We start from the raw sequence: 22760 nt of genomic DNA, 5'->3' as shown, positions 1-22760 counted from the left end.
CGACAGTGGGCAGTTTACAGTACGAAGGGAATGAGTCCGTAGGAAAAAAACCTCTAAATTCATCGCCATCGGCGATTCCAACTTTATGCTTTAAACCTATACTCTCTACTCTATTATCTATACTCTACAGCGGAGCATTGTAAAAGAGCGGAGCTCTTTTACAATGCTCCGCTGATAATCGAATCCACCACACCCGGATCTAACAACGTTGACGTATCTCCCAAGTTGGATGTGTCGCCTTCCGCCACTTTGCGAAGAATACGGCGCATGATTTTGCCAGAACGTGTTTTAGGTAAGCCTGTAACGAATTGAATCTTGTCAGGTTTGGCAATAGGCCCAATCACACGAGTTACGGTTGCTAAGATATCTTTGCGAGTCAAATCATCATTGATGGTCGGGTGTTCGCAGATAACATAGGCATAAATCCCTTGTCCTTTGATATCATGTGGATAGCCTACGACAGCGGATTCAATCACACCCGTGTGCATATTGATGGCATTTTCCACTTCTGCCGTCCCGATTCGGTGTCCAGAGATGTTCATTACATCATCCACACGACCGGTGATACGGTAGTATCCATCTTCATCGCGCATACATCCATCTCCTGTGAAGTATAAACCTGGGTAGGTAGAGAAGTAAGTCGATTTGCAACGCTCGTGATCACCATACGTGGTACGAATAATCGATGGCCATGGGTATTTGATACATAAATTACCATTTACGCCATTTCCGGTAATTTCTTTTCCATTCTCATCTACTAAGATGGGTTGAACCCCTGGTAGAGGTAATGTCGCGAAAGCCGGTTTTAATGGGGTGATTCCCGCGATAGGCGAGATCATTAATCCGCCCGTTTCGGTTTGCCACCACGTATCGACGATAGGGCAGTTGCCGTGACCTACTTTGTCATTATACCAATGCCACGCTTCTTCATTCAATGGCTCACCCACGGATCCTAAAACACGTAGCGAACTAAGGTCCTTGCCTTCAATGTGTTCATCGCCAAAACCCATTAACGAACGAATCGCTGTAGGGGCTGTGTAGAAGATGTTAACGGAATGTCTTTTGATGATATCCCAGAAGCGTCCAGCATCTGGGTAGGTAGGAATTCCTTCGAAAAGAACGGATTTTGCTCCATTTAACAAGGGACCATAAACTAAATAGGAGTGACCGGTAATCCAGCCAATGTCAGCGGTGCAGAAGAAGACTTCTCCAGGATTGTATTGGAATACGTTAGCGAATGTATAGGCTGTGTAGACCATATAGCCACCACAGGTATGAACAACGCCTTTAGGCTTTCCTGTAGATCCAGAGGTGTATAAAATAAACAAAGGATCTTCTGCATTCATCGCTTCAGCTGGGCAATCCAAAGAGGCTTCTAATTCTTCTTCTTCCAACCAAAGGTCACGTCCGCCTATCATCGAAACAGGTGTTTTAGTTCGTGTTTTTACAATGACCTTTTTTACTGATGGACAGGTGACTAAGGCATCGTCCACCGTTTCTTTCATCGGAATGGTCTTGTTGCCCCGCACAGCTCCGTCCGTAGTGACTACCACTTTACATTCCGAATCATTGATGCGATCCGCGATAGATTGAGCTGAAAATCCGCCAAAAACCACCGAGTGAATGGCACCTATTCGAGCACAAGCTAACACTGCGATAGCTAGTTCTGGAATCATGGGCATGTAAATACAAACACGATCTCCTTTTACGACGCCTTGGTTTTTTAGCACATTACTGAACTTACATACTCTCGCGTGTAATTCACGGTAAGTTAAGGTGATGGCTTCATCTCCCGGTTCATTTGGTTCGTAGATGATGGCTGCTTGATCTGGAATCGTTTTTAAATGGCGATCTAGTGCATTGGCTGTGATGTTCATTTGGCCATCTTCAAACCATTTGACCGAATAATCATCAAAATTCCAGTCTAACACTTTCGTGAATGGTTTGATCCAATCAAATTGATTTGCGATGCCTGCCCAGAATTTCTCTGGTTGCTGTACGCTTAATTCATACGTTTTTTGGTAATCTGCTAGGCTTGTGATTCTCATAATTAAATTTTATCAAATTCTCCCTGAAGGGAATAGTAGCCAAAAAGACTCATTCCAATCGATATAAGGGGAGCTAAAACAAAGGTGTAAATAATGGCAGGTACGAGGTCATTCCCGCCTTTGGCCCATAAAGGAACCGCTTGGAAATAGATCAAATAAATGCCTGCACCGATTCCTAGACCGATCCAAACTATTCCTAAAATGCGTTTGATGAGGTTCATGCTGCTGCTTTTTTATCTGATTTGATGTAAATAATTCCGATCACTACGCAGACACTAATTAAAGCAATAGGGTAGTTTAATCCCTCTAAATAGGGTTTTTGAACGACTCCAGCCGTTTGTGCATTGGACACTAAAAACGTAGCGATGGCCGGCATTAAGCCACCAAAAACACCATTCCCAATGTGGTAGGGCAACGACATCGAGGTATACCGAATTTTCGTAGGGAACATTTCCACTAAAAAGGCGGCGATGGGACCATATGCCATGGTGACAAAAGAAATCAAGAGAAAGACATAACCCACTAAGGTCCACTGATCTGTCTCGTTTATTTTAATGCTAATCTTAGATTCCGTTTTATCTGGAGAAACTTCTGTAATTACATTTTTATACGAACTACCATCCGTAAATTCTTTCGTAATAGTCATCGTATTGCCATTTAAAATACTCTTTTCAGAACCTGGAATCACGGTTTTATTGGTCACATCCACTGTTTTATACATCTGGTCAAAAATGGGGCGATACGAGAAAACGGCTATAATCATACCCGCCATCATTATCCCTTTACGTCCTATTTTATCTGATAAGGCACCAAAAATCACAAATAAAGGGGTTCCTAATAATAGTCCTATGACTAAAATCATATTTGTCTGAATATCATCCAGATTACAGATTTTTAAGAGGAAAGTCTGTGCGTAAAACTGGCCGGTATACCAGACTAAACCTTGACCCATCGTAGCCCCGAAAAGCGCTAAAAGCACATATTTTAGGTTTAGTTTATTTCCAAAAGATTCTTTTAAGGGGTTCTTGCTAATATTTCCTTCTGCTTTGGCCTTAGCAAACATGGGTGATTCCTCCATGTTTTTACGGATTAAAAGAGAGACTAGCACCATTAAAATAGAAACCAGAAAGGGAATTCTCCAGCCATAGTCATCGAATGCTTCTTTGCTCATAGATGCCCTAGTGGCCATTATGACAGCTAAGGAAATGACTAAACCTAAAGTAGCTGTCGTTTGAATCCACGAAGTAAAAAACCCGCGTCTTTCAGCGGGTGCGTGTTCAGCCACATAGGTTGCGGCTCCACCGTATTCTCCACCTAAAGCGAGTCCTTGTAAAAGTCGTAGTGTTAAGACTAAAATGGGTGCCCAGGCACCAATAGTAGCATAAGAGGGAATTAATCCGATGGCAAAAGTGGCGCCTCCCATCAGCATCAGGGTGACCATAAAGGTATATTTTCGGCCAATTAAATCGCCCAATCGTCCAAAAACTAAGGCTCCAAAAGGGCGCACTACAAATCCAGCTGCAAAAGTGGCTAAGGTATTTAGAAAGGCGGCGGTAGGATTATCTGTTGGAAAGAATTTGGTCGATAATACGGTGGCTAAACTTCCAAAAATGTAGAAATCATACCACTCGATTAAGGTACCTACTGACGACGCACTAATAATGTAGGCGAGGCTTTGTTTTTTGGTTGACATTATTTTAAATAGGTTTTAACAAATCTAAAATTTTCTGCCTAATTCTGCTAAATTTGAGCCAAAATTCTTGCCTATGTTTACCGAAACACAACGCTTCACCCAATGGTGGTTATGGCTGATTATCATTGGATCTTGGTTGACCATGATGTACTCGATTGCCACCGTATCACCGCCCACCACCAGCACATTCATGATATCATTTGTTGTGGGAATGTTATTGCCTGTGTTGTTTTGGCAAATGAAATTAGTCACTAGAATCACAGAAGAAGGTATTTATGTGCGTTTTACCCCTTTCCATTTAAAGGAGAAGTTTTACCCCTGGGATTCTCTTTCCGCTTGTTATGTTAGGACGTATAGTCCCTTACTAGAATATGGTGGCTGGGGGATTAAATACAGCTTTAGTGGGAATGGATTAGTTTACAATACGGCTGGAAATGTAGGCTTACAATTGAATTTCAAAAAAGGGGAATCGGTCTTAATTGGAACCCAAAAAGGGGAGGAGATCAAGCAGGTTTTAGCTGATATGGGCCGATTAGCCGAATCTGTGAAATAAAAGGCGTACCTTTGCGCCACATTATGAGGATGTTTGTTATTATTTCATTGCTCATAACACATCTTTATACAGTAATATGTCATTTGAATCATTGCACCTCATTGAGCCTATTTTAAAGGCGCTCAAAGAAGAGGGTTATACAAATCCTACACCTATTCAAGCCCAATCAATCCCCATTGTCCTTCGTGGCACGGATTTATTAGGTTGCGCCCAAACGGGTACGGGTAAAACGGCAGCGTTTACGTTGCCCATCATTCAGCTTTTAGAAGAGAACAAGTCGTTCCAGAAAAATAAGAAAATCCGCGCCTTGATTGTAACGCCTACTCGGGAGTTAGCGATTCAAATCGGTGAAAGTTTCAGAGCCTATGCGCGTCATACGGACTTGAAATATGCAGTTATTTTTGGAGGAGTGGGCCAAAGTCCCCAAGTTTCAGCCATCCGCAGCGGAGCTGATGTGGTGATTGCGACGCCTGGACGTCTTTTGGACTTAATGAACCAACGTCTTTTATCGATCGCAGACGTAGAATATTTCGTCTTAGATGAGGCGGATCGCATGCTCGATATGGGTTTCATCCACGACGTGAAGAAATTATTAGCCGCCTTGCCACACAAACGCCAGTCGTTATTCTTCTCAGCAACGATGCCACCAGAAATCGTGAAACTTGCGGGTAGTATTTTGAAAAACCCGGCATCCGTTTCTGTAACACCGGTTTCATCTACCGTTGAGATCATTAATCAATCAGTCTATTTTGTAGATAAAGGCAATAAGAACGATCTATTGCTTGACATCTTACAAGATACTTCGATCAAAACAGCCCTAGTCTTCACCCGTACAAAACACGGTGCGGACAAGGTGGTAAAAATGCTATTAAAAGCTAGCATTAAGGCAGAAGCGATTCACGGGAATAAATCCCAAAACGCTCGCCAAACAGCGCTGAAAAACTTCAAAGCTCAAACCACACGTGTACTTGTCGCTACCGACATTGCCGCTCGTGGTATTGATATCGACGAATTAGAATTTGTCATTAATTACGAACTATCGAACATCGCTGAAACCTACGTTCACCGTATCGGTCGTACCGGTCGTGCAGGAGCAAAAGGCGCTGCGATATCCTTCTGCGATATCGAAGAGAAAGCGTATTTGAAAGACATCGAGAAATTAATTGGGAAGAAGATTCCAGTAGTCGAAGCCCACAAATACCCGATGAAAGTCTTGCACGTGGAGAAAGCGGCCAAAAAACCGCAAGGTCAATCGCGTAATGGCGGAGGTTCTCGTCCCAGTGCTCCGGCAGCTGCAGCTAAAGATGCGAAGCCAGCTCGTTCTTTCGATAAGGCTAGTTCTGGCCGTAAATGGTACGGAAAGAAAAATACCTATTGATAATTGAAAAAATCAACTAAAATACTGCTCGTCATTGTAGGTCCCACGGCAGTGGGTAAGACCGCACTTTGTGTGGATTTAGCGAAGCACCTACAGACGGACATTATTTCGGCGGATTCCCGTCAATTTTATCGAGAACTTTCCATCGGTACTGCGAAACCTTCCGTGGAAGAGCAGGGTGGGGTAACCCACCATTTTGTCGATTCCCATTCGGTAGAGGACTATTTCTCTCCGGGTGATTTCGAGCGGGAATCTATGAAGTTATTGACGAAACTCTTCAAAAAGCACGATGTTGTAGTCGCGACAGGTGGCTCAGGATTATACTTGAAAGCTTTGATGGAGGGTTTGGATGTGATGCCAGAAGCTGATTTAGCCTTGCGCGAAACGTTGAATGCACGTTTGGAAAAAGAGGGTCTTTGGGTACTGTTTTCAGAATTGAAGCAATTAGATCCGCTATATGCTAATCAGGTAGATGCCAAAAATCCGCAACGCGTCGTTCGCGCGCTCGAAGTCTGCCTTTCTACCGGAAAACCCTATTCTGAATTTCGATTAGCTCAAAAACCAGCCAGACCTTTCCAAGTCATTAAGATCTGTTTAGAACGGCCGCGTGAAGAGTTGTATACGCGAATCGATCAACGGATGGATCAAATGCTCACGGCTGGTTTAGTGGAAGAAGCACGTGCCTTTGAGGATAAACAGCATTTATACGCCTTGAAAACTCTAGGCTACAAAGAAGTATATGCTTTTCTTCGGGGTGAATACGATGAAGAGGAAATGGTTCGCTTATTAAAGCGTAATAACCGTCATTATGCGAAGAAACAGATGACTTGGTTCAGAAACCAAGACGAGTTTACTTACTTGCATCCTTCGAATGCCTTCGTAGAAGTTTTGAAACAATTAGAGGCTTAAGTAGGCTTCAAGCCCGCCCTCGAGGTGGTCAATATTCGTGAAGCCTTTGGCCTTCAGTAGACGCATCGCAATCAAACTCTGGGTCCCATTATAACAGATAATCACCCAGTTTTTCTCTTTTGAAATTTCATCGATGCGCTCCAAAAGCGTATCCAATGAAACGTGAAAACCTCCTAGACTTAATTCATCCCATTCTCTGGGAGTCCGTATATCTAGGAGGTTTACATTTTTTAATTCAGCTTTGAATTCAGCGGCAGTCATATTAGTAGCCAGCTGCTTGCCAGGCCATCATTCCGCCTAATACGTTGCGCACATTTGCGTAGCCTTCTGCTGTCAAATAGTCTTTTGCACGTCCTGAACGAGCTCCAGAGCGGCAATGAATTAAAATCTCTTCGTTTTTTAGATGAGCAATCTCCTCTAAACGATCAGGCAATTCAGCTAAAGGGATCAAAGTCGCCCCAATGTTGAACTCATCGAATTCATACTCTTCGCGCACATCGAACAAGTTCAGTTTTTCGCCCTTGTCCATTCGCTCTTTTAATTCTTCAATTGTAATATCCATCTTATTCGTTATTTCCGTCACCTACTACCCAAACATCAATCGTATCACCCGGATGAATACTTGTTCCATCACAAGTTGCACAAGTCTGTTTGAATACAGTTCCTGCTGTTAAATCACTATTTGCCTCGTAGGTCACTTTGCCTAATTTTAAATTCATTCCTGCCAAAATAATAGACACCTCATCAATCGGTTTTCCAATCAAATCTGGCAATTCAATCTCCACATCCGCCGTTCCATTTCCAATGTATAGATCAACCTCTGTACCCTTTGGAATACTATTTCCAGCCATTATTTTACGTCCCAAAGCTTGCATGTCAATCACCTCTTTCAAACGTGGATCATTCACCTGATGCACTATCCCTTTTTTCAATCCCGCAATAACCAATTGCTGCTCCGCACTCCTTACAGATAGACCAATCAAATTAGGCATTCGGATGGTAGGAGGGGTTTCTGAATTGATCGTAATATAAATTTTACGACCTGATTTAACTAAGGCATTCGGCAATGGATATTGCGACAAGATCGTCAAAGGCGGCTTGTCCGCTACAAAGGTGCAGTCTGAAATTTCGTATTCTAGATTATTCGCATCGACTGATTCCTCCATTTTTTCCATCGACATTCCTTTCAAATTAGGAACTTTAATAGTCTCCCCGTGATGGGTACTCCAGGGTAAATACACAAAAAAGAAGGCAAAAAATAGCACCAAAAATAACGTCACTAAGATCGCGACGTGCAGGTAGAAGTCCTTTTTTGATTTAGTTGAAATGATTGCCATAGAGGGGGTAGTCTATTATACTGCAATTTACAAAATCTTATTAAAGCATAAAGCATAAAGCACAAAGAATAAAGTCAGTACTACAGTAGTATGACCTAATATTTACATTAATCATCAAAAAGGAGCTTTTGCTTTCTTTTTGATCCCATCATTATTCTTTCTTATCTATAATCTATACTCTTTACTCTATTATCTCTACTCTATTTAACAAAAAAGGGGCTTACGCCCCCCTTTTGTTTACTGACTACTGTCCACTGACAACTGACCACTGCCGACTGTCCACTGACCACTGTCTAGTACTTAAACACCTTATCGCCCGCCATTACCTCTTGCGTTTTCTCGTCAAAAGTAACGCGTTGTCCGGTGCGATAAGCCGCGTTAGACATGATGGTTGCAATTGAGTGTTGGTATCCAGCCTCGATAGGGGCATTCGGAGTTTTGCGAGATCGAACGCATTCCATCCAGTTTTTCACGTGGTTGAAAGTTAAGATATCTCCACCTGTATCTGCGTCTGTTGCTACTTTAGCCCCTTCAATTTTCATTGTAGGTAAAAGGTTCGCTTGAAGGCCCATTGCTTTTGCCTCGCGCTCACGAAGACCTCCGTTAGGAGAGATGGTATTCGTATCTAGGTTTAATTCACCTCCATTTGAGTAGTAAATTTCCTTCGTACCACCTGCTGAGTTAGAGAAACGGGAGGTGAATTGAACTTGGAAACCTTTGGTTCCCTTTCCATAATCCATTACCACAGTCATGGTGTCTGCATTTACGCGGCCATCATTCCACTGGTAGATTCCTCCGTTTGCCACGACTGAATTCGGGTGTGATAAACCGGAGAACCAATGTACTGTATCGATTTGGTGCGACATCCATTGTCCTGCAATTCCTGATGAATAAGGCCAAAATAAGCGATATTCTAAGTATTTGCGAGGATCAAATTTGTCTGCTGGGCGGTTCATTAAGTAACGTTTCCAGTCAATATCAGATTCTTTTAAGATGCTCGTTAATTCTGGGCGTCTCCAGCGACCTGGTTGATTGACGTTCCACATCAATTCCACCATTTTTATATCGCCAAATTTACCCGACTTGATGAATTCATCCGCAGCCCAGTAGTTCTCTCCTGAACGACGTTGTGATCCGATTTGAACGATTTTGCCTGAGTCTTTAACCGCTTTTAAAACCGCGCGGTTATCTTCCATCGTTTCAGCTAAGGGTTTTTCTGTATAGGTATCGCAACCTGCTTTTACAGCCTCGATGGTATGTAAAGCGTGCTGGAAGTCAGCTGTGGAGATGAAAACGGCATCGATTCCTTTGGCAGAATACAATTCCTCATTGTTTCGGTAAGTCTGGATAGATCCACCTAATTCTTTCTCTAAAAAGGCTTTTCCTTCATCTCTACGGCGGTTCCATAGATCAGATAGAGCGACCATTTCGAAGTTCATTCCTTTGGCCAAAGCCTTGAAAGGAGGCACATGCGATGCACGGTGACGATCAGAGAAACCTACGCAAGCCACGCGTACGCGGTCGTTTGCGCCAAGAATCTTGCTGTACGATTTTGGGCTAAATGCTAAAGTACCTAGAGAAGCTAGGGCACCTTTGTGTAAAAATTCTCTTCTTTCCATAGGTTGGTTTATTTAATTTCTCTGATTTTGATGTTTTTATAGAATACAGAATCCCCGTGTTCTTGGAAAAGGATTGGACCTGAATCTTGTGCTCCAAAACCATCCCACACTTTATGCTTGCTATGTGCAACTAATACTTTGAAGATATTGCTTTTGCGCTCGTATTCGATCACTTTAAAGCCATTCAACCAGTGTTGAACGATGTTATTTGGATACACAATGATACGTCCTTGGTTCCATTCGCCTATTTTCTTTTGGAAACGACCATCGATTTTGTTCGATGGAATGATGTCATACAAACTAGCTAATGTGCGATTTCCTACTGTTCCTAATTTCGCATCCGGGTGTTTTGCGTCGTCTAACACTTGGTATTCCAAGCCGATCGCTGACATGCCTGAATTATAAGATTCATTCACGAAATATTTCACACCTGAATTAGCGCCCTCTGTAAGTTTGAAATCAAACGTTAGTTCGAATGCGGAGAACTTGTCATTCGTAAGGATATCACCACCATTTCCTGATTCCTTACCACCAGAGCTATTCACATGCAGCGTGCCGTCTTCAACCGTCCAAACCGATGGAGGAGCCGTTGTCTTAAATGCTGAACGGAAGCCTGTTAAGTCTTTCCCGTTGAATAATAGACGGAAACCTTGTGCTTGTTCTTGAGCAGATACATTATTTATCGTGTAGTTGTCTACGACTACTCTGCTGTCCAAAGGACGAGGTTGCATCTCTTTTCCCGTTTGGATGCGGATATTTTTCCACATCACTTGCATGCCCGGTTTCATCTCTCCATAAATAGCGTGTACTTGGAAGGCGATAAATCCTTTCGCCGTCATGTCGTCTACTAAATAAGTCACAGGATAATCGTTAATCCAGGTACGGATCGTGCTTCCGATTGCCTCGATGCGGTAATGGTTCCAAACATCCCCTAATTTAAAGGCTTTCTTCGCCTCAGGTTTTAGCTCATTTTGAGCTAACCAACCACGGCGTGATTCGTCATAAATACCACCTGACCAGCCTCTAGTAGAGGGGTCGATTTCTGCTTGGTAACCGTGAACGCGGCCATTTTGGTATTCTGGAATAGATAAACTTCTGAATTGAACTCCAGAATTCATTTTGTTGTCTACTTTGACATCGAATTCTAGGATAAAATCTCCATATTCTTGTTCGGTAGCCATAAAGGAATTTGGTGTGTTCGCTACAGTGGTTCCCACCATCACGCCATCCTTTACTTCATATTTAGCTTGTCCATTGAGTTGCTTGAAACCTTTGAAGGTTTTTCCGTCGAATAGGTTGGTCCATTTTTGAGCTTGCGTTTGAAACGATCCAATCGCTAAAAACAAGCTTAAAAAGGGTATAATCAATTTTTTCATATGTTTATTTAGTTTTCCTTATAAGGTAGTAATCTTCGAAATTTACTCAATTATCTTAAAATAATTTAGTTCAGTAAGGTGTCAAAAACAGGTCAAGAAATTTGTAATCATCCAAGGGCGGATATCAGCGGTATTCTATTAAATTTGTAGATTAATTTGAAGAATATGCAAAAACAGACCAAAGCCATTCGTATTCAAGCCGAAAGATCTCAAAATAGAGAGCATTCGGTGCCATTGTACTTGACTTCTAGCTTCACTTTTGAGGATGCGGAGCAGGGGAGAGCAATATTCGCGGACGAAATGGCGGGCAATATCTATTCACGTTATATGAATCCCAATGTGGATGAGTTCGTGGAAAAGATGAATATGTTGGAAAATGCAGAGGATGGTATTGCATTTTCTACTGGAATGGCTGCCATTTTTGCATCAATGGCAGGATTATTAAAAGCAGGAGATCATATAGTCGCCTCTAATGCCTTATTTGGTTCATGTATCCAGATTTTGACGAAGATTACCTCGAAATGGGGAATTGAATGCACTTTCGTTCCTGGTGCTGATATCAATGCATGGAAAGGCGCTATTAAACCGAATACGAAATTCTTATTCTGTGAATCTCCATCAAATCCAGGTTTAGAGCTAATTGACTTGAAAGCATTAGCTGCCTTGAAAGAGGGGAAAGAAATGATTTTGGCCGTTGATAACTGTTTTGCGACACCTATTTTGCAAACTCCTTTGGATTTAGGTGCAGATTTAGTAATTCACTCAGCTACAAAATATATTGATGGCCAAGGCCGTGTTTTAGGGGGTGTGATCTGCGGAAAGAAAGTATATATCGATGACATTCGCTTTTTTGCGCGCCATACAGGTCCTTCTCTATCGCCATTTAATGCTTGGGTATTATCCAAGAGTTTGGAATTATTAGATCTCAGAATGCAAAAGCATTCAGAGAACGCGATGGCTTTAGCGGAAGCTTTGGAGGGACATAAAGCCTTAAATAAGGTAAAATACCCTTATTTGAAATCACATCCGCAATTTGAATTGGCAAAACGCCAAATGAAATATGGTGGAGGTATTCTAACTATTGATATTAAAGGTGGATTTGAAAAGGTAGTGGCATTTAGTAAGTTATTGAAGATAGCTTCTATATCTCCTAATTTAGGTGATTCACGCACGATTATCACACATCCAGCTTCGACCACACACGCTAAATTACCAGCAGAAGAGAAAGCTACTTTGGGGATTACCGATGGTTTAGTTCGTATTGCGGTAGGTCTTGAGTCAGTAGAAGATTTAAAAGCAGATTTCCTACAAGCCCTTAATCAAATTAGCTAATGTGGATCGCTCTGGTCGTTTGTTTGCTTTTGTTGACTGTAAATGTCGTAATAGGCGTTTATGTAGAGCGAAAGTTATCTGCCTTTATGCAGGATAGATTAGGGCCAATGAATGTGGGTAAATGGGGTTTGTTGCAGGTTTTTGCGGATCTGTTGAAGTTATTCCAAAAGGAAGACATCGTTCCAGAAAATGCCCAAAAGCGTTTATTTCTTATAGCTCCCTGGATTATATTTTTATCTGTTTTTGGGGCATTTTCTGTTATTCCTTTAAGTTCTGGCACTTTTTTGCAAGGAAGTCAAACCCAGATGGGATTGATGCTCTTAATGGGAATTGTTTCATTAGATAGTTTAGGCATTTTGTTAGCCGGTTGGACTTCGAATAATAAGTATTCTCTCTTAGGAGCAATTCGTTCCGCAGCTCAGTTAGTCTCGTATGAGATTCCTTTGGGGTTGACGATTTTATGTGTCGTATTGATTTCTGGATCGCTTAATTTACAGGATATTGCTTTACAACAAGGGATTTTCGCAACTGAAACGCAGTATTTATTTGGAATTAAAAGCTTAGGGATCGATTTGACACAAATCGGAGGTATCTTAAGTTGGAATGTGGTGCGCATGCCTTTGTATTTCTTTTTGTTCATCATCTATTTTATTGCCTCCTTAGCAGAAGCGAATAGGGCTCCCTTTGATATTCCGGAAGCTGAATCTGAACTAGTAGGAGGTTTCCATACAGAATATGCGGGTATGCGTTGGGCATTGCTATTTCTTTCTGAATATGGAATAATGCTTCTGGTAAGTGTTTTAGGCGTTATATTGTTTTGGGGGGCTTGGTATTCCCCTTTGCCTAATATTGGGTCAGTTCGTTTGGCAGATTGGACGAATGGTGAGCCTGGAACAATTTATGCTACTCTGTTTGGTTTTGTTTGGCTGATGTTGAAAGCCTATAGCTTAATTGCCCTTCAAATGTGGATTAGATGGACCCTTCCGCGTCTTCGGGTAGATCAGTTGATGTATTTGTGCTGGAAAGTGCTGACCCCCTTTGCCCTGATTTTCGTCGCAATTTCTGCGCTTTGGTCGCTTTTGATGTAAAGAGTTCGTTATAAAAAGTGTTTCTTTACAGAATTGAATCTGTTAACCTACTATCTATGATCAAACTCTTACTAAGAGTCTTTTGTATGGGACTTTTTTTTGTCCTTTCACATCAAAGTATCGCCCAAACCGTCTCTCTCCCTGTTATTTTTGGAAAAGTAACTGATGCCTCTACAGGAGAGCCTCTCATAGGAGCAGATATTTCCATTGATTCTAAAAAGTTTGGAATTAGGACGGATTCCTTAGGAAACTATAAAGTTTATTTTCCTGCTGGTGAATTGGTGATTAAAGTAAGTTTTGTGGGTTATAATCCATTTCGTTCGAAAGTGTCTCTTAAGGCGGATAGGGAATTAAATGTTCAGTTAAACAATGTAACTAAGCAATTAGAAGAGGTAATTGTTTCGAGTGCTGCGACTAAGCGCGATATTCAGACGCCCTCTTTAGGTGTTACTGTATTAAGTTTAAAAGGTATCAAAAAGCTCCCAACCATGATGGGGGAGGTTGATGTAATTCGCAGTTTGCAGTCTCTTCCAGGGGTATCTTCCGTAGGAGAAGGGGCAAATGGATTAAATATTCGAGGGTCCAATGTGGATCAAAATTTAATCTATATCGATGATACGCCTATTTTTAATCCGACACACATGTTTGGTTTGTTTTCTGTTTTTGCTTCAGATGCCATACGTGATTTAGAATTATACAAAGGAGGTGTTCCATCGCGTTTTGGAGGTCGCACTGCTTCAGTTTTGGATATCAAAATGATCGAGCCTAATACCGAGAAGTTTAAAATGCAAGGTGGAATTGGTTTAGTTTCGAATCGCGTAATGGCTGAAATTCCCATCATAAAAGAGAAATTATCTGTTTTAGTTGCGGGACGATTATCGGTAAATGATTTTTTGTTCAACTATTTTGCGCCTGATTATTTAAAAAACTTGCGGGCAAATTTTTCAGATGTGGCTACAAAGATTTATTTCCGACCTAACACGAAAAATACCATTTCTCTTTCGACCTATTTGAGTCATGATTATTACCGTGTGGATTCTTTGTTCAGTATTGAAAACGTAGTTGCGAAACAGACTTCATTTAATTATGGTCATAAAAATCTAGCTGTGCATTGGAATCACTACTTTTCTCCTAAATTAAATATGATGGTGAGTGGTTCTCTTACCGATTATATGACTAAAACCTTTGCACCAGATACGGTAAATACGATTGATTTAAATTCTTCTATCTTATATCGAAACTTGACTACTAGTTTTGATTACCAACCGAGTGAAAACCACAAGATGAATTTTGGTCTAACAGGAACACGTTATGATATAAATCCTGGTTATCTGAATGAAGGTGTTATTTCAAGGGTCGCTACGGTAAAGCTTCCTTTAGAGCAGTCCTATGAAGTAGGAATTTTCGCTGATGATGAATGGACTTTGAGTCCCAAGTTCACGGTTCAAGCTGGGCTTCGTTATTCGCACTATTATCGGGTAGGAGCGGGTGTAGTCAATGAATATCTACCAGGTCAATTACCTTCATTAAATTCAATTGTTAAAAAAACTACTTATGAGGAAGGGGAAGTGATGGCCTCTTACGGTGGTTTTGAACCTCGATTGACGATGAAATATTCGTTTGGAGAAAATATGACAATGAAATTTGGCTATAATAGGCAACAACAATTCTTTCAATTATTATCCAATAATACTACACCATTACCTACTTCACGATGGAAGACTTCGGATAGTTTTATTAAACCTCAACAAAGTGATTTCCTCTCATTGGGTTTATTCAGAACCTTTAATGAAAATGTGTTTGAGGCATCCATTGAGACTTATTACCGAGACGTAAGGAACACATTAGACTTCGTTTCTGGGGCTAATCTTCAGTTAAACCCAACAATAGAAACCCAATTAATTTCAGGAAAAAGTAAGGCCTATGGGATGGAAGTTATGGTGCAGAAGAAAAAAGGCGAAGTATCTGGCTGGATTTCCTACACTTATGCCAGAGCCTTCAATCAAATGATAGGCGATTTTCCAGAAGTTCAGTCGATTAACGGGGGAGAATGGTTTGCCACAAATTATGACAAGCCACACACGTTTAATATGATGTTGAATATTCAACCTACGACACACCATAGTTTCTCTTTTACTTTTGCGTATAACTCGGGTCGTCCTTTTTCTTCTCCTTCTGGATCCTATGAAATTGGAGGCAAAGTATACCCTGTATTTGCGGAACGTAATAATGATCGTGTTCGCGACTACCACCGTTTAGACTTCTCTTGGACGATCAATAATCCATCCTTAATTAAAAAACGTTGGGAAGGTAGCTGGGTATTTACAGTTTATAACTTATATGGTCGCCAAAATCCTTATTCGGTTTTCTTTAAATCAAGCAGAAGTGGTTTGAAAGCTTATGAATTGAGTGTTTTCGCCTCTCCATTTATCTCATTAACCTATAATTTCAAATTCTTATAGTCATGCCAATATCAATCACAAAAATAGTATTTTTCCTTTTGCTTGTTGGCATGGTGACTTGGGCATGTATAAACCCTATTAATGATTTTATTCAAGTGGATTCCACTTCGTTTACGACAATAGAGGCAGATATTTCTGATGACGCAGAATTAAGTAAAGTGCGATTAACAAGTTCTTCTAATCAACTGAATTCACAATTGGCACTTCCTATTTCGAAGGCAATCGTTTCGATTACGGATCAAAATGGCCTTAAGACTTCTTTTACAGAGGGTATTCCTCGTGGAACTTATTATCCACCAAAAGGATTTGTCGGAAAGGTTGGTTCTACCTATAAGTTGAATGTGAAGATGTTAAGTGGTCAGACTTACGAAAGCACCGAAGAAACAATGAAAGCGGTACCGGAGATTGAAAATACGATCACTCGTTTTGAAATCTTTGATCAATATTCAAAAGTAGATGTTAGGCGATCCGGTTTTACCGTATATTTAGATTTCAAAGATTTGCCATCGGAGGGGGATTATTATTTATGGAATTGGAAACATTATGAACAATTAAATTATTGTGCCACCTGTACGGATGGGGCTAAATATGATTTTAATAGATTAGATTGTGTCGTGCCTAGGAATCCCACTGATGAAGTTTTAAACTACTTGTGTGATGGTAAATGCTGGAGTATTACCACAAATAATGATTTGAATGTATTCTCGGATGCCTTAACAAATGGAAAGCGTGTAGTAGGTCGCCAGGTAGCACGTATCCCTTTTGATAATTGGTCTCCTTATTATTTCCGATTAGAACAACGTTCGATTACTAAAAATGCATTCGCTTTTTACCAATCCTTGATAGCACAAGTTCAATCATCCGGTTCTTTATTTGATGTGCCTGCTGAAACTAGGTTTAGTTTAAATATCAAATCATTGACTAATCCTACTGAACGAGTTTTGGGTATCTTTAACGTGTTTTCCGTTCGTAAAAAGATCTTTGTGATTGATCGTAAACAAAATATACCTATCAATGAATATCCAATGATTCCTCCGGTTATTGGTCTTCTCTACAGTTGTCCTCCGGGCGCAAGCGCCTTTGGATGTAAAGATCAGGTACCTTGTATGGAATCGGCTACCAGAACAAAAATTACACCAGAAGGTTGGGTATTCTAGTTTTTTAGGCACAAATTTGTTCTTTAATTAGAAATATGATCGGTGTTTTATTAGTGAATCTGGGAACTCCAGATGATCCGGGTACCCCAAGTGTACGCAAGTATTTACGGGAGTTTTTAATGGATGGTCGTGTCATCGACATACCTTATCCATTTCGTTATTTGTTAGTGAATGGAATCATTGCTCCCTTTAGAGCACCTCAATCTGCTAAAATCTATAAAGAATTATGGGAGGAGCGCGGCTCACCTCTTAAGTTTTATGGAGAAGACGTTTGTGCTTCTTTAACTGAGAAGTTAGGTGATGGTTACATGGTTCGTTTAGCCATGCGTTACCAAAGTCCGGATTTAAAGTCGGTCATGTCAGAAATGCAACAGGCAAATCTGAAGAAATTAATCGTCATTCCTTTCTTCCCACAATACGCTTCAGCTACTACGGGTTCTGTTTATGAGCGCGTGATGGAAATTATGTCGGATTGGCAAATTATGCCATCTCTTTCGATGGTGAGCTATTTTTACCAGCATCCGATTTTTGCCAAATACTTCGCAGATAAAGCTGCGAATTACCAAAAAGACGTCGACTTCGATTACTATTTATTCTCCTACCACGGAGTTCCCGAACGCCATATTCGCAAAGGAGATATCACAAAAAATACCTGTGTTTTTGGGACTTGTTGTGAAAGCATCACGGAGAAGAATCATACGTGCTACCGGGCACAATGCCACGAGACCACACGTTTAATTGCGAAGGAGATGGGTTTGAAGGCTGGGACATACGGAACAGCATTCCAAAGCCGCTTAGGCCGGGACCCTTGGTTACAACCTTATACGGATGAAACGATCAAGAAGTTGGTTAAAGAAGGGAAGAAGAAAATTTTAGCCTTCTCTCCAGCGTTCGTGGCGGATTGTCTAGAAACCACGATTGAAGTGGGTGAGGAGTACAAGGAATTATTCGAAGAAGCAGGTGGCGAGCACTGGCAATTAGTAGAGAGTTTGAATAATTCGCCGGAATATGTGGCGCTTTTAGAAGACCTTGTAAAGAACTCATAAGATGGTAGCCTTACTTTTAACTATCGTTTTTTCGGTATTATTATTGGTGAATTTTCGCGTACATGCGAAGTATAATATCGATACGAGAATCGCCATTTTGTTGAACTATCCTGTTTGTTTTCTAACCGGCTATTTTCATCAAATGGATGCGATTCCTTTTCACTGGCCCTCTACAGGGTATTCATTGGGTATTTTAGGTATTGGAATTGGTTTCGTAATTACTTTCTTATTGTCGGGCTATTCAACAGTTAAGAATGGAATGGCGCCCACTTCTTTAGCGAATAATATTTCCTTAGTGATTCCGGTGATGGTGAATCTTTTTATTTGGAAGACCGGAGGGGATTTGACTTTGTCTGTCATTGCAGGACTCATATTGTCGTTTGCTGCCATCTATTTCTGTAGTCCATCGGGAGAAGGTTCGGTACAAAAGCCAGTTATTTGGGCTTTGGTTGCCGTTTTTGTGGCTTATGGAATAACGAATACAGCCTTTAATTATTTGAATGCTGCTATCGTTCAGCAAGTGGGCGGGAGTATTTCATTTACCCTAATGCTCCTATTAGGATCACTAGCTACCGCCACGATTGTTTTAGTGTATTGGACGATCACAGGTGGAGTCACTTGGTCATTAAGATCTGTTTTAGCAGGAATTCCTTTAGGTCTTCCTAATTTCTTCTCTTTCTATTTCTTGCTAAAAGCCTTAGATGCTTACCAACAAAATGGTGCGGTGGTATTGACCATTTACAACTTAGGAGTGATACTATTAAGTGCAATAACCGCTTTGATTTTCTTCAAAGAAAAGTTGACGAACAAGCAGTGGTTAGGGATTGGGTTGGGGTGCGCTGGTATTGCGTTGATTATTCTTTAGAGTAGAGATAAGAGAGTATAGAGTAGAGATAGTAGAGTAAAGATTATAGAGTGGAGATTATGGATAATATTTAAATTTATCTCTTATCTATACTCTCTAATCTATACTCTGCGTTTTATAATTGCCCCGCAATTATAAAACGTTTGCAGTCTGCTCCTTAATCTTCTCCAGCTCATCCTTCATATTTACAACTAAACGCTGAATGGTAGAATCGTTTGCTTTTGAGCCAATGGTGTTAATTTCACGGCCAATTTCTTGGGCCATAAAGTTGAGTTTCTTTCCGTTTCCTTCGGCTAGAATTTCGATGAAATAATCTAGGTGGGTCGCTAAACGTACTTTTTCTTCTGAAATGTCAAATTTTTCGATGTAGTAAACGACTTCTTGTTCAAAGCGGTTTTTGTCAAAATCCTCTTTCAAACCAAGTTCCAAAAGCGCATTGCGCATCCGTTCACGGATACCTGGCATACGAATTTTGTCTTGCTCTAAAACTTGGGCTAATCCAGATTTGATGGCAGCGATGTATTCACGGAATTTATCTTCTACGACTTTTCCCTCCCTGGCACGGAACTCCTTACATTCTTTCACGGCTTCTTGGACGGCCTCAAAAACTACTTTCCAAAGTGCTTCAATTTCTTCTTCGTTGTCTTGCGAATGATCGGAAGTGTTCAAGCTCGGCATCGACATCGCCTGTAAATACAAGGCATTTTCGTCGATGTTTGTAACACCTAATTCAGTGGCAAAGCGCTTTAATTCTGTAAAATAGGTGGAAATTTGGCCTTGGGGTAAGATACTTTGTTCTACGTTTTCCGTGTTTTTTTGCAGATGTAAATTCAACTCCATTTTACCTCGCTCTAATTGTTGGGTGAGGTAATTGCGGATATCGATTTCTTTAGCTGATAGTGATTTAGGAACACGGCAGAAGATATCGGTAAATTTAGAGTTTAAACTTTTGACTTCGACACGGATTTGAAGGTCTTGTAGTTCTTTTTGGGATTTTCCAAAACCCGTCATGGAGTAGATCATATCGTTTCTTTTTTGGCCTTAGCCGCTTGGTAAAAAGCAAATGCAATAAATAAAAGCATCGCGATGGAAGCCCCTAAGTCAATTTTATTTCCAGTAATAACGGAAATGGGAGCAAATTTAAATTCAATGGTATGTTTCCCAGCGGGAATCGCTAAGCCACGTAAAATATAATCTGCTTGTACGTGATTGGTTTCTTTTCCATCGATATAGGCCTTCCAATCTTTGTTTCCACGGTAGTAAATTTCAGAGAATACCGCAAAGCTTGGATCCTTCGAATTAGAACTGTAGGTTAAATGATTTGGCTTATATTCGGTTAATTGAATACTGCCTTCTGTCTTAAACTCTTTAGCAGGTAGGTATGCGGCATCTTTTTGTTCCACTAAAGCCACAAAACGCGGATCTATCTTCCCAATTCCATTCAAGGCACTATCTGCTGATGGAACAAGATTAACAGCTGAAACAAACCAAGCATTGCCTAAAGCTCCGGGATTGGTTTGTGGTGTTAATTGGCCGGTCGAATCAGGGCTTAGGATGTATTTTGTATTGAGCATATTCAGGATATTCATTTGTCCTGGATTTGCAGTGAATTGCTTCTCAATTAATTCTTGGTAACGACGTAGTTTAGCTGCGTGATATCCTCCCACTGATTGGTGGTAATAGGATGTAGTCGCATCGTTCATAAAGCTGGTTGCCACATTCACCACACGGTAATGCGTAGAATCTTGTAAGATTTTTTGATCGGCTGGCGTAGGTAAAATTTGCTCATCAAGAGTCGCTTTAGAAACAAAAAATTCTTTGCCAAAATAGCGTTTTGCCACTGGAGTTAAGTCGAATATACCTAAGAGAACTAACGCAAGTAGCCAAATGGATTTTTTTACTTTTCCTGTACTTGCCACCCATAAGATGCCAGTTCCAATGAGTACAATAAAGAAGCTACGGAAGGCGTCAGATTGAAATAAATCGATTCGATCTAGTTGAATGCTTCGCCAGATTTGGTTGTTTAGTGCCGTATCTTGAATCAGAGCCCCACCAAAGTTAGGACCTTTAAAGTCAAGAAATAAGTCAGGAGCCATTCCGAAAAACAAGGCAAGTCCTCCGCTTAAACCTGCGGCATATAAAAGCGGTTTTTTGATATCGGACCAAGTGGATTTAAGTTGAATGAATCGAATTAGCCCTAATATACCCAAACTAACGAAACCTAGCTGTACAAAGGAAAGCACCATGGTGATTGCCCTGAACTTATTGAACAAGGGGAAATATTGGAAGAGAAATCCGTTAAAGAAGAAATATTTACCCCAGGCGAAGGTGATGAAAAGGGCTGTAAATCCAATGATCCACCACTTTTCTGCAGATTTAATATAGAAGGCTCCAAACAAAAACAAGAAGATCACAAGTGCACCCGCATAGGCAGGACCTGCGGTATAACTTTGTTCACCCCAATAGGCCGGACCTTTTTCTACGAATCCCAAAGCTTGCTCCTCTGGAATGCCTGCATTAGTCATCGTCTGGTAGGTGTTAGAAGCGGTTCCTCCTAAATCTCCCGCCGAGGCTCCACCCATAAAATTAGGGATTAATAACGTCCCAGTTTCAGCGATACCATAGGACCAATCAAAAGCGTAAGTTTGGTCTAAACCATCTCCACGCGATTTGTTTGCGCTTAGTTCGGAGGCACCACGCGTTGTTTCTTTAGCATATTCGTAGTTATTCCAAAGACGCATCGAGTGCGTTCCTAAAGCTAAAACTAAACCCAATCCTAGCAACAATCCGCGTTTGAACCAGTCGGCAAGGGTCTTCTGACTAATTGCCTTAGAAAAGGTGTAAACCAAGTAAAATCCAATGATGAAGAAAAGGTAATACGTAATTTGGACGTGGTTGGCATATAATTCGAGTGCCATTCCGAGCGTGAATAGGGCAGCGCCTAGCCATTTTCTATTACCCCATCCTAGTTTCACACCAGCTAGAACGATCGGAGCATAAGCCAAGGCCAAAACTTTTGAGGTGTGTCCAGCTGGGATAATAACCATGTTATACGTCGCAAAGGCGTAAAAAACGGCTCCAGCAAATCCTAAGATAGGAGAGGATCCCATCGCCCAAAGCAAAATATACATGCCTAACATCTGCAAGACAAGTAAGTTCACTGGACTTGGAAGGAGATTGGTAATGAAAGAACCTATTTTGGCAGAAATAGAATAGGGATAAGATCCTGAAATTTGGTAAGTAGGCATTCCCCCAAACATCGAGTTCGACCACCACGCATCTTCACCCGTTTTCTCTTTGTATTGTATGCTCTCCTGTGCCGCCGCCTGGGCTTGCTGAATATCGTGTTGAATCAATACTTTTCCTTGTAGAACGGGCCCACAATAGATAAAAGCGATCAATAGGAAACCCAAAAGGACAATCCCGTGGGGGGCAAAGGAGCGCAAATTAATTTTCATAGTTTATGAAATCGATACTAATTCTAATTCAAATGTTAAATCACGACCAGCCAATGGGTGATTTGCATCTAAAGTTACATGAGAATCTGTTAAGTCAGTGATAACTACCTCTACCACATGACCACCATCTTGGTGCATTGACAAAGAAGCACCTAATTCTAATTCAATGTGAGGAGGAATTTGAGCGCGTTCCAGGGTCACTGTATTTTCTGGAGAATGCTCGCCATAGGCCTCAGCAGCTGGTATAACCACCGTTTTTTTCTCACCAATCGTCATTCCAGTTACGCCATCATCAAAACCTTTGATGACCATGCCTGAACCTAATTGAAATTCAAGTGGTGTTCTTCCTACAGAAGAGTCAAAAATAGAACCGTCGGTGTGTTTACCTGTGTAGTGTACGGCAACCTTGTCGCCGGTTTTTGCAATAGACATATTGAAT

The 22760-nt window shown here is 41.0% G+C and carries 20 protein-coding genes; 9 read left to right on the top strand and 11 right to left on the bottom strand.

Going from position 1 to position 22760, the window contains the following annotated elements; genetic code table 11:
• Nucleotides 1-158 precede the first annotated feature (158 nt).
• The 3 genes from acs to ACRZ9O_RS03260 are packed head-to-tail and all read right to left on the bottom strand — an operon-like array spanning nucleotide 159 to nucleotide 3741.
• Entirely contained in the window at nucleotides 159-2048 is a 1890-nt protein-coding gene (acs, locus tag ACRZ9O_RS03270; RefSeq protein WP_459456319.1) for an acetate--CoA ligase, read from the bottom strand.
• Between the two features lie 2 nt (nucleotides 2049-2050).
• Entirely contained in the window at nucleotides 2051-2269 is a 219-nt protein-coding gene (locus ACRZ9O_RS03265) for a DUF6814 family protein (protein WP_459456317.1), read from the bottom strand.
• Entirely contained in the window at nucleotides 2266-3741 is a 1476-nt protein-coding gene (locus ACRZ9O_RS03260) for an MFS transporter (RefSeq protein WP_459456315.1), read from the bottom strand. Before ACRZ9O_RS03260 ends, ACRZ9O_RS03265 begins: the two co-directional genes overlap by 4 nt.
• A 73-nt stretch (nucleotides 3742-3814) precedes the next feature.
• Between ACRZ9O_RS03260 and ACRZ9O_RS03255 the strand changes: the two genes are divergently transcribed.
• From ACRZ9O_RS03255 to miaA, 3 genes are all read left to right on the top strand, one after another.
• Nucleotides 3815-4294: a DUF6141 family protein gene (locus tag ACRZ9O_RS03255; protein ID WP_459456313.1), complete on the top strand. Its 480-nt coding sequence runs from the start codon at nucleotides 3815-3817 to the stop codon at nucleotides 4292-4294.
• A 76-nt stretch (nucleotides 4295-4370) separates the two neighbouring features.
• A complete protein-coding gene (locus ACRZ9O_RS03250; protein WP_459456311.1) occupies nucleotides 4371-5672 on the top strand; it encodes a DEAD/DEAH box helicase in 1302 nt (433 codons plus the stop codon).
• Between the two features lie 3 nt (nucleotides 5673-5675).
• Nucleotides 5676-6581, top strand: coding sequence for a tRNA (adenosine(37)-N6)-dimethylallyltransferase MiaA (gene miaA, locus ACRZ9O_RS03245; RefSeq protein WP_459456309.1), 906 nt, complete (start codon nucleotides 5676-5678; stop codon nucleotides 6579-6581).
• On the opposite strand, the gene ACRZ9O_RS03240 is transcribed toward miaA, so the two are convergent.
• The 5 genes from ACRZ9O_RS03240 to ACRZ9O_RS03220 all read right to left on the bottom strand — a co-directional run bounded on the left by ACRZ9O_RS03240 (nucleotide 6570) and on the right by ACRZ9O_RS03220 (nucleotide 10913).
• Nucleotides 6570-6842, bottom strand: coding sequence for a rhodanese-like domain-containing protein (locus tag ACRZ9O_RS03240; protein WP_459456307.1), 273 nt, complete (start codon nucleotides 6840-6842; stop codon nucleotides 6570-6572). The genes miaA and ACRZ9O_RS03240 overlap by 12 nt on opposite strands.
• 1 nt (nucleotide 6843) lies before the next feature.
• On the bottom strand, nucleotides 6844-7143 hold the full coding sequence (locus ACRZ9O_RS03235; protein WP_459456305.1) for a rhodanese-like domain-containing protein: 300 nt from the start codon (nucleotides 7141-7143) through the stop codon (nucleotides 6844-6846).
• 1 nt (nucleotide 7144) lies between these two features.
• Nucleotides 7145-7918 carry a PASTA domain-containing protein gene (locus ACRZ9O_RS03230; RefSeq protein WP_459456303.1) on the bottom strand — a complete coding sequence of 258 codons (774 nt, stop codon included), beginning with the start codon at nucleotides 7916-7918 and terminating at the stop codon, nucleotides 7145-7147.
• 293 nt (nucleotides 7919-8211) lie between these two features.
• The gene (locus ACRZ9O_RS03225) at nucleotides 8212-9537 is read right to left on the bottom strand and encodes a Gfo/Idh/MocA family protein (protein ID WP_459456301.1); all 1326 of its coding nucleotides are present in this window, start codon (nucleotides 9535-9537) and stop codon (nucleotides 8212-8214) included.
• Between the two features lie 8 nt (nucleotides 9538-9545).
• Nucleotides 9546-10913, bottom strand: coding sequence for a 3-keto-disaccharide hydrolase (locus ACRZ9O_RS03220; protein ID WP_459456299.1), 1368 nt, complete (start codon nucleotides 10911-10913; stop codon nucleotides 9546-9548).
• Nucleotides 10914-11078: 165 nt separating this feature from the next.
• On the opposite strand from ACRZ9O_RS03220, the gene ACRZ9O_RS03215 reads away from it, so the two are divergent.
• The 6 genes from ACRZ9O_RS03215 to ACRZ9O_RS03190 are packed head-to-tail and all read left to right on the top strand — an operon-like array spanning nucleotide 11079 to nucleotide 18863.
• Complete coding sequence (locus tag ACRZ9O_RS03215; RefSeq protein WP_459456297.1) at nucleotides 11079-12245, top strand: trans-sulfuration enzyme family protein; 1167 nt, start codon at nucleotides 11079-11081, stop codon at nucleotides 12243-12245.
• A complete protein-coding gene (locus tag ACRZ9O_RS03210) occupies nucleotides 12245-13333 on the top strand; it encodes a complex I subunit 1/NuoH family protein (RefSeq protein ID WP_459456296.1) in 1089 nt (362 codons plus the stop codon). Before ACRZ9O_RS03215 ends, ACRZ9O_RS03210 begins: the two co-directional genes overlap by 1 nt.
• Before the next feature lie 56 nt (nucleotides 13334-13389).
• Nucleotides 13390-15795, top strand: coding sequence for a TonB-dependent receptor (locus ACRZ9O_RS03205; protein ID WP_459456294.1), 2406 nt, complete (start codon nucleotides 13390-13392; stop codon nucleotides 15793-15795).
• A 2-nt stretch (nucleotides 15796-15797) separates the two neighbouring features.
• Nucleotides 15798-16952, top strand: a complete 1155-nt coding sequence (locus tag ACRZ9O_RS03200; RefSeq protein ID WP_459456292.1) for a DUF4249 domain-containing protein — start codon at nucleotides 15798-15800, stop codon at nucleotides 16950-16952.
• A gap of 35 nt (nucleotides 16953-16987) precedes the next feature.
• Nucleotides 16988-17998, top strand: coding sequence for a ferrochelatase (gene hemH, locus ACRZ9O_RS03195; protein ID WP_459456290.1), 1011 nt, complete (start codon nucleotides 16988-16990; stop codon nucleotides 17996-17998).
• 1 nt (nucleotide 17999) lies between these two features.
• A complete protein-coding gene (locus ACRZ9O_RS03190; protein ID WP_459456288.1) occupies nucleotides 18000-18863 on the top strand; it encodes an EamA/RhaT family transporter in 864 nt (287 codons plus the stop codon).
• Nucleotides 18864-18995: 132 nt separating this feature from the next.
• Here ACRZ9O_RS03190 and ACRZ9O_RS03185 read toward each other — a convergent pair whose 3' ends face one another.
• Genes ACRZ9O_RS03185 through ACRZ9O_RS03175 form a run of 3 tightly spaced genes read right to left on the bottom strand, consistent with a single transcriptional unit; the run spans nucleotide 18996 to nucleotide 22753 of the window.
• A complete protein-coding gene (locus ACRZ9O_RS03185; protein ID WP_459456286.1) occupies nucleotides 18996-19886 on the bottom strand; it encodes a YicC/YloC family endoribonuclease in 891 nt (296 codons plus the stop codon).
• Complete coding sequence (locus ACRZ9O_RS03180; RefSeq protein WP_459456284.1) at nucleotides 19883-22321, bottom strand: YfhO family protein; 2439 nt, start codon at nucleotides 22319-22321, stop codon at nucleotides 19883-19885. The genes ACRZ9O_RS03185 and ACRZ9O_RS03180 overlap by 4 nt, the downstream gene beginning before the upstream one ends.
• 3 nt (nucleotides 22322-22324) lie before the next feature.
• Nucleotides 22325-22753 carry an FKBP-type peptidyl-prolyl cis-trans isomerase gene (locus ACRZ9O_RS03175; RefSeq protein WP_459456282.1) on the bottom strand — a complete coding sequence of 143 codons (429 nt, stop codon included), beginning with the start codon at nucleotides 22751-22753 and terminating at the stop codon, nucleotides 22325-22327.
• Nucleotides 22754-22760: the final 7 nt, after the last annotated feature.

The organism is Aquirufa sp. HETE-40SA (genome assembly GCF_054558635.1).
The sequence above is the reverse complement of the archived record's forward strand: the minus strand, read 5'-3'. Positions and strand labels throughout refer to the sequence as shown.

Excerpts from the sequence above, each read along its gene's own strand:
- acs (WP_459456319.1), bottom strand. The coding sequence starts at position 2,048 with ATGAGAATCACAAGCCTAGCAGATTACCAAAAAACGTATGAATTAAGC.
- ACRZ9O_RS03265 (WP_459456317.1), bottom strand. The coding sequence starts at position 2,269 with ATGAACCTCATCAAACGCATTTTAGGAATAGTTTGGATCGGTCTAGGA.
- ACRZ9O_RS03260 (WP_459456315.1), bottom strand. The coding sequence starts at position 3,741 with ATGTCAACCAAAAAACAAAGCCTCGCCTACATTATTAGTGCGTCGTCA.
- ACRZ9O_RS03255 (WP_459456313.1), top strand. The coding sequence starts at position 3,815 with ATGTTTACCGAAACACAACGCTTCACCCAATGGTGGTTATGGCTGATT.
- ACRZ9O_RS03250 (WP_459456311.1), top strand. The coding sequence starts at position 4,371 with ATGTCATTTGAATCATTGCACCTCATTGAGCCTATTTTAAAGGCGCTC.
- ACRZ9O_RS03240 (WP_459456307.1), bottom strand. The coding sequence starts at position 6,842 with ATGACTGCCGCTGAATTCAAAGCTGAATTAAAAAATGTAAACCTCCTA.
- ACRZ9O_RS03235 (WP_459456305.1), bottom strand. The coding sequence starts at position 7,143 with ATGGATATTACAATTGAAGAATTAAAAGAGCGAATGGACAAGGGCGAA.
- ACRZ9O_RS03230 (WP_459456303.1), bottom strand. The coding sequence starts at position 7,918 with ATGGCAATCATTTCAACTAAATCAAAAAAGGACTTCTACCTGCACGTC.
- ACRZ9O_RS03225 (WP_459456301.1), bottom strand. The coding sequence starts at position 9,537 with ATGGAAAGAAGAGAATTTTTACACAAAGGTGCCCTAGCTTCTCTAGGT.
- ACRZ9O_RS03220 (WP_459456299.1), bottom strand. The coding sequence starts at position 10,913 with ATGAAAAAATTGATTATACCCTTTTTAAGCTTGTTTTTAGCGATTGGA.
- ACRZ9O_RS03215 (WP_459456297.1), top strand. The coding sequence starts at position 11,079 with ATGCAAAAACAGACCAAAGCCATTCGTATTCAAGCCGAAAGATCTCAA.
- ACRZ9O_RS03210 (WP_459456296.1), top strand. The coding sequence starts at position 12,245 with ATGTGGATCGCTCTGGTCGTTTGTTTGCTTTTGTTGACTGTAAATGTC.
- ACRZ9O_RS03205 (WP_459456294.1), top strand. The coding sequence starts at position 13,390 with ATGATCAAACTCTTACTAAGAGTCTTTTGTATGGGACTTTTTTTTGTC.
- ACRZ9O_RS03200 (WP_459456292.1), top strand. The coding sequence starts at position 15,798 with ATGCCAATATCAATCACAAAAATAGTATTTTTCCTTTTGCTTGTTGGC.
- hemH (WP_459456290.1), top strand. The coding sequence starts at position 16,988 with ATGATCGGTGTTTTATTAGTGAATCTGGGAACTCCAGATGATCCGGGT.
- ACRZ9O_RS03190 (WP_459456288.1), top strand. The coding sequence starts at position 18,000 with ATGGTAGCCTTACTTTTAACTATCGTTTTTTCGGTATTATTATTGGTG.
- ACRZ9O_RS03185 (WP_459456286.1), bottom strand. The coding sequence starts at position 19,886 with ATGATCTACTCCATGACGGGTTTTGGAAAATCCCAAAAAGAACTACAA.
- ACRZ9O_RS03180 (WP_459456284.1), bottom strand. The coding sequence starts at position 22,321 with ATGAAAATTAATTTGCGCTCCTTTGCCCCCCACGGGATTGTCCTTTTG.
- ACRZ9O_RS03175 (WP_459456282.1), bottom strand. The coding sequence starts at position 22,753 with ATGTCTATTGCAAAAACCGGCGACAAGGTTGCCGTACACTACACAGGT.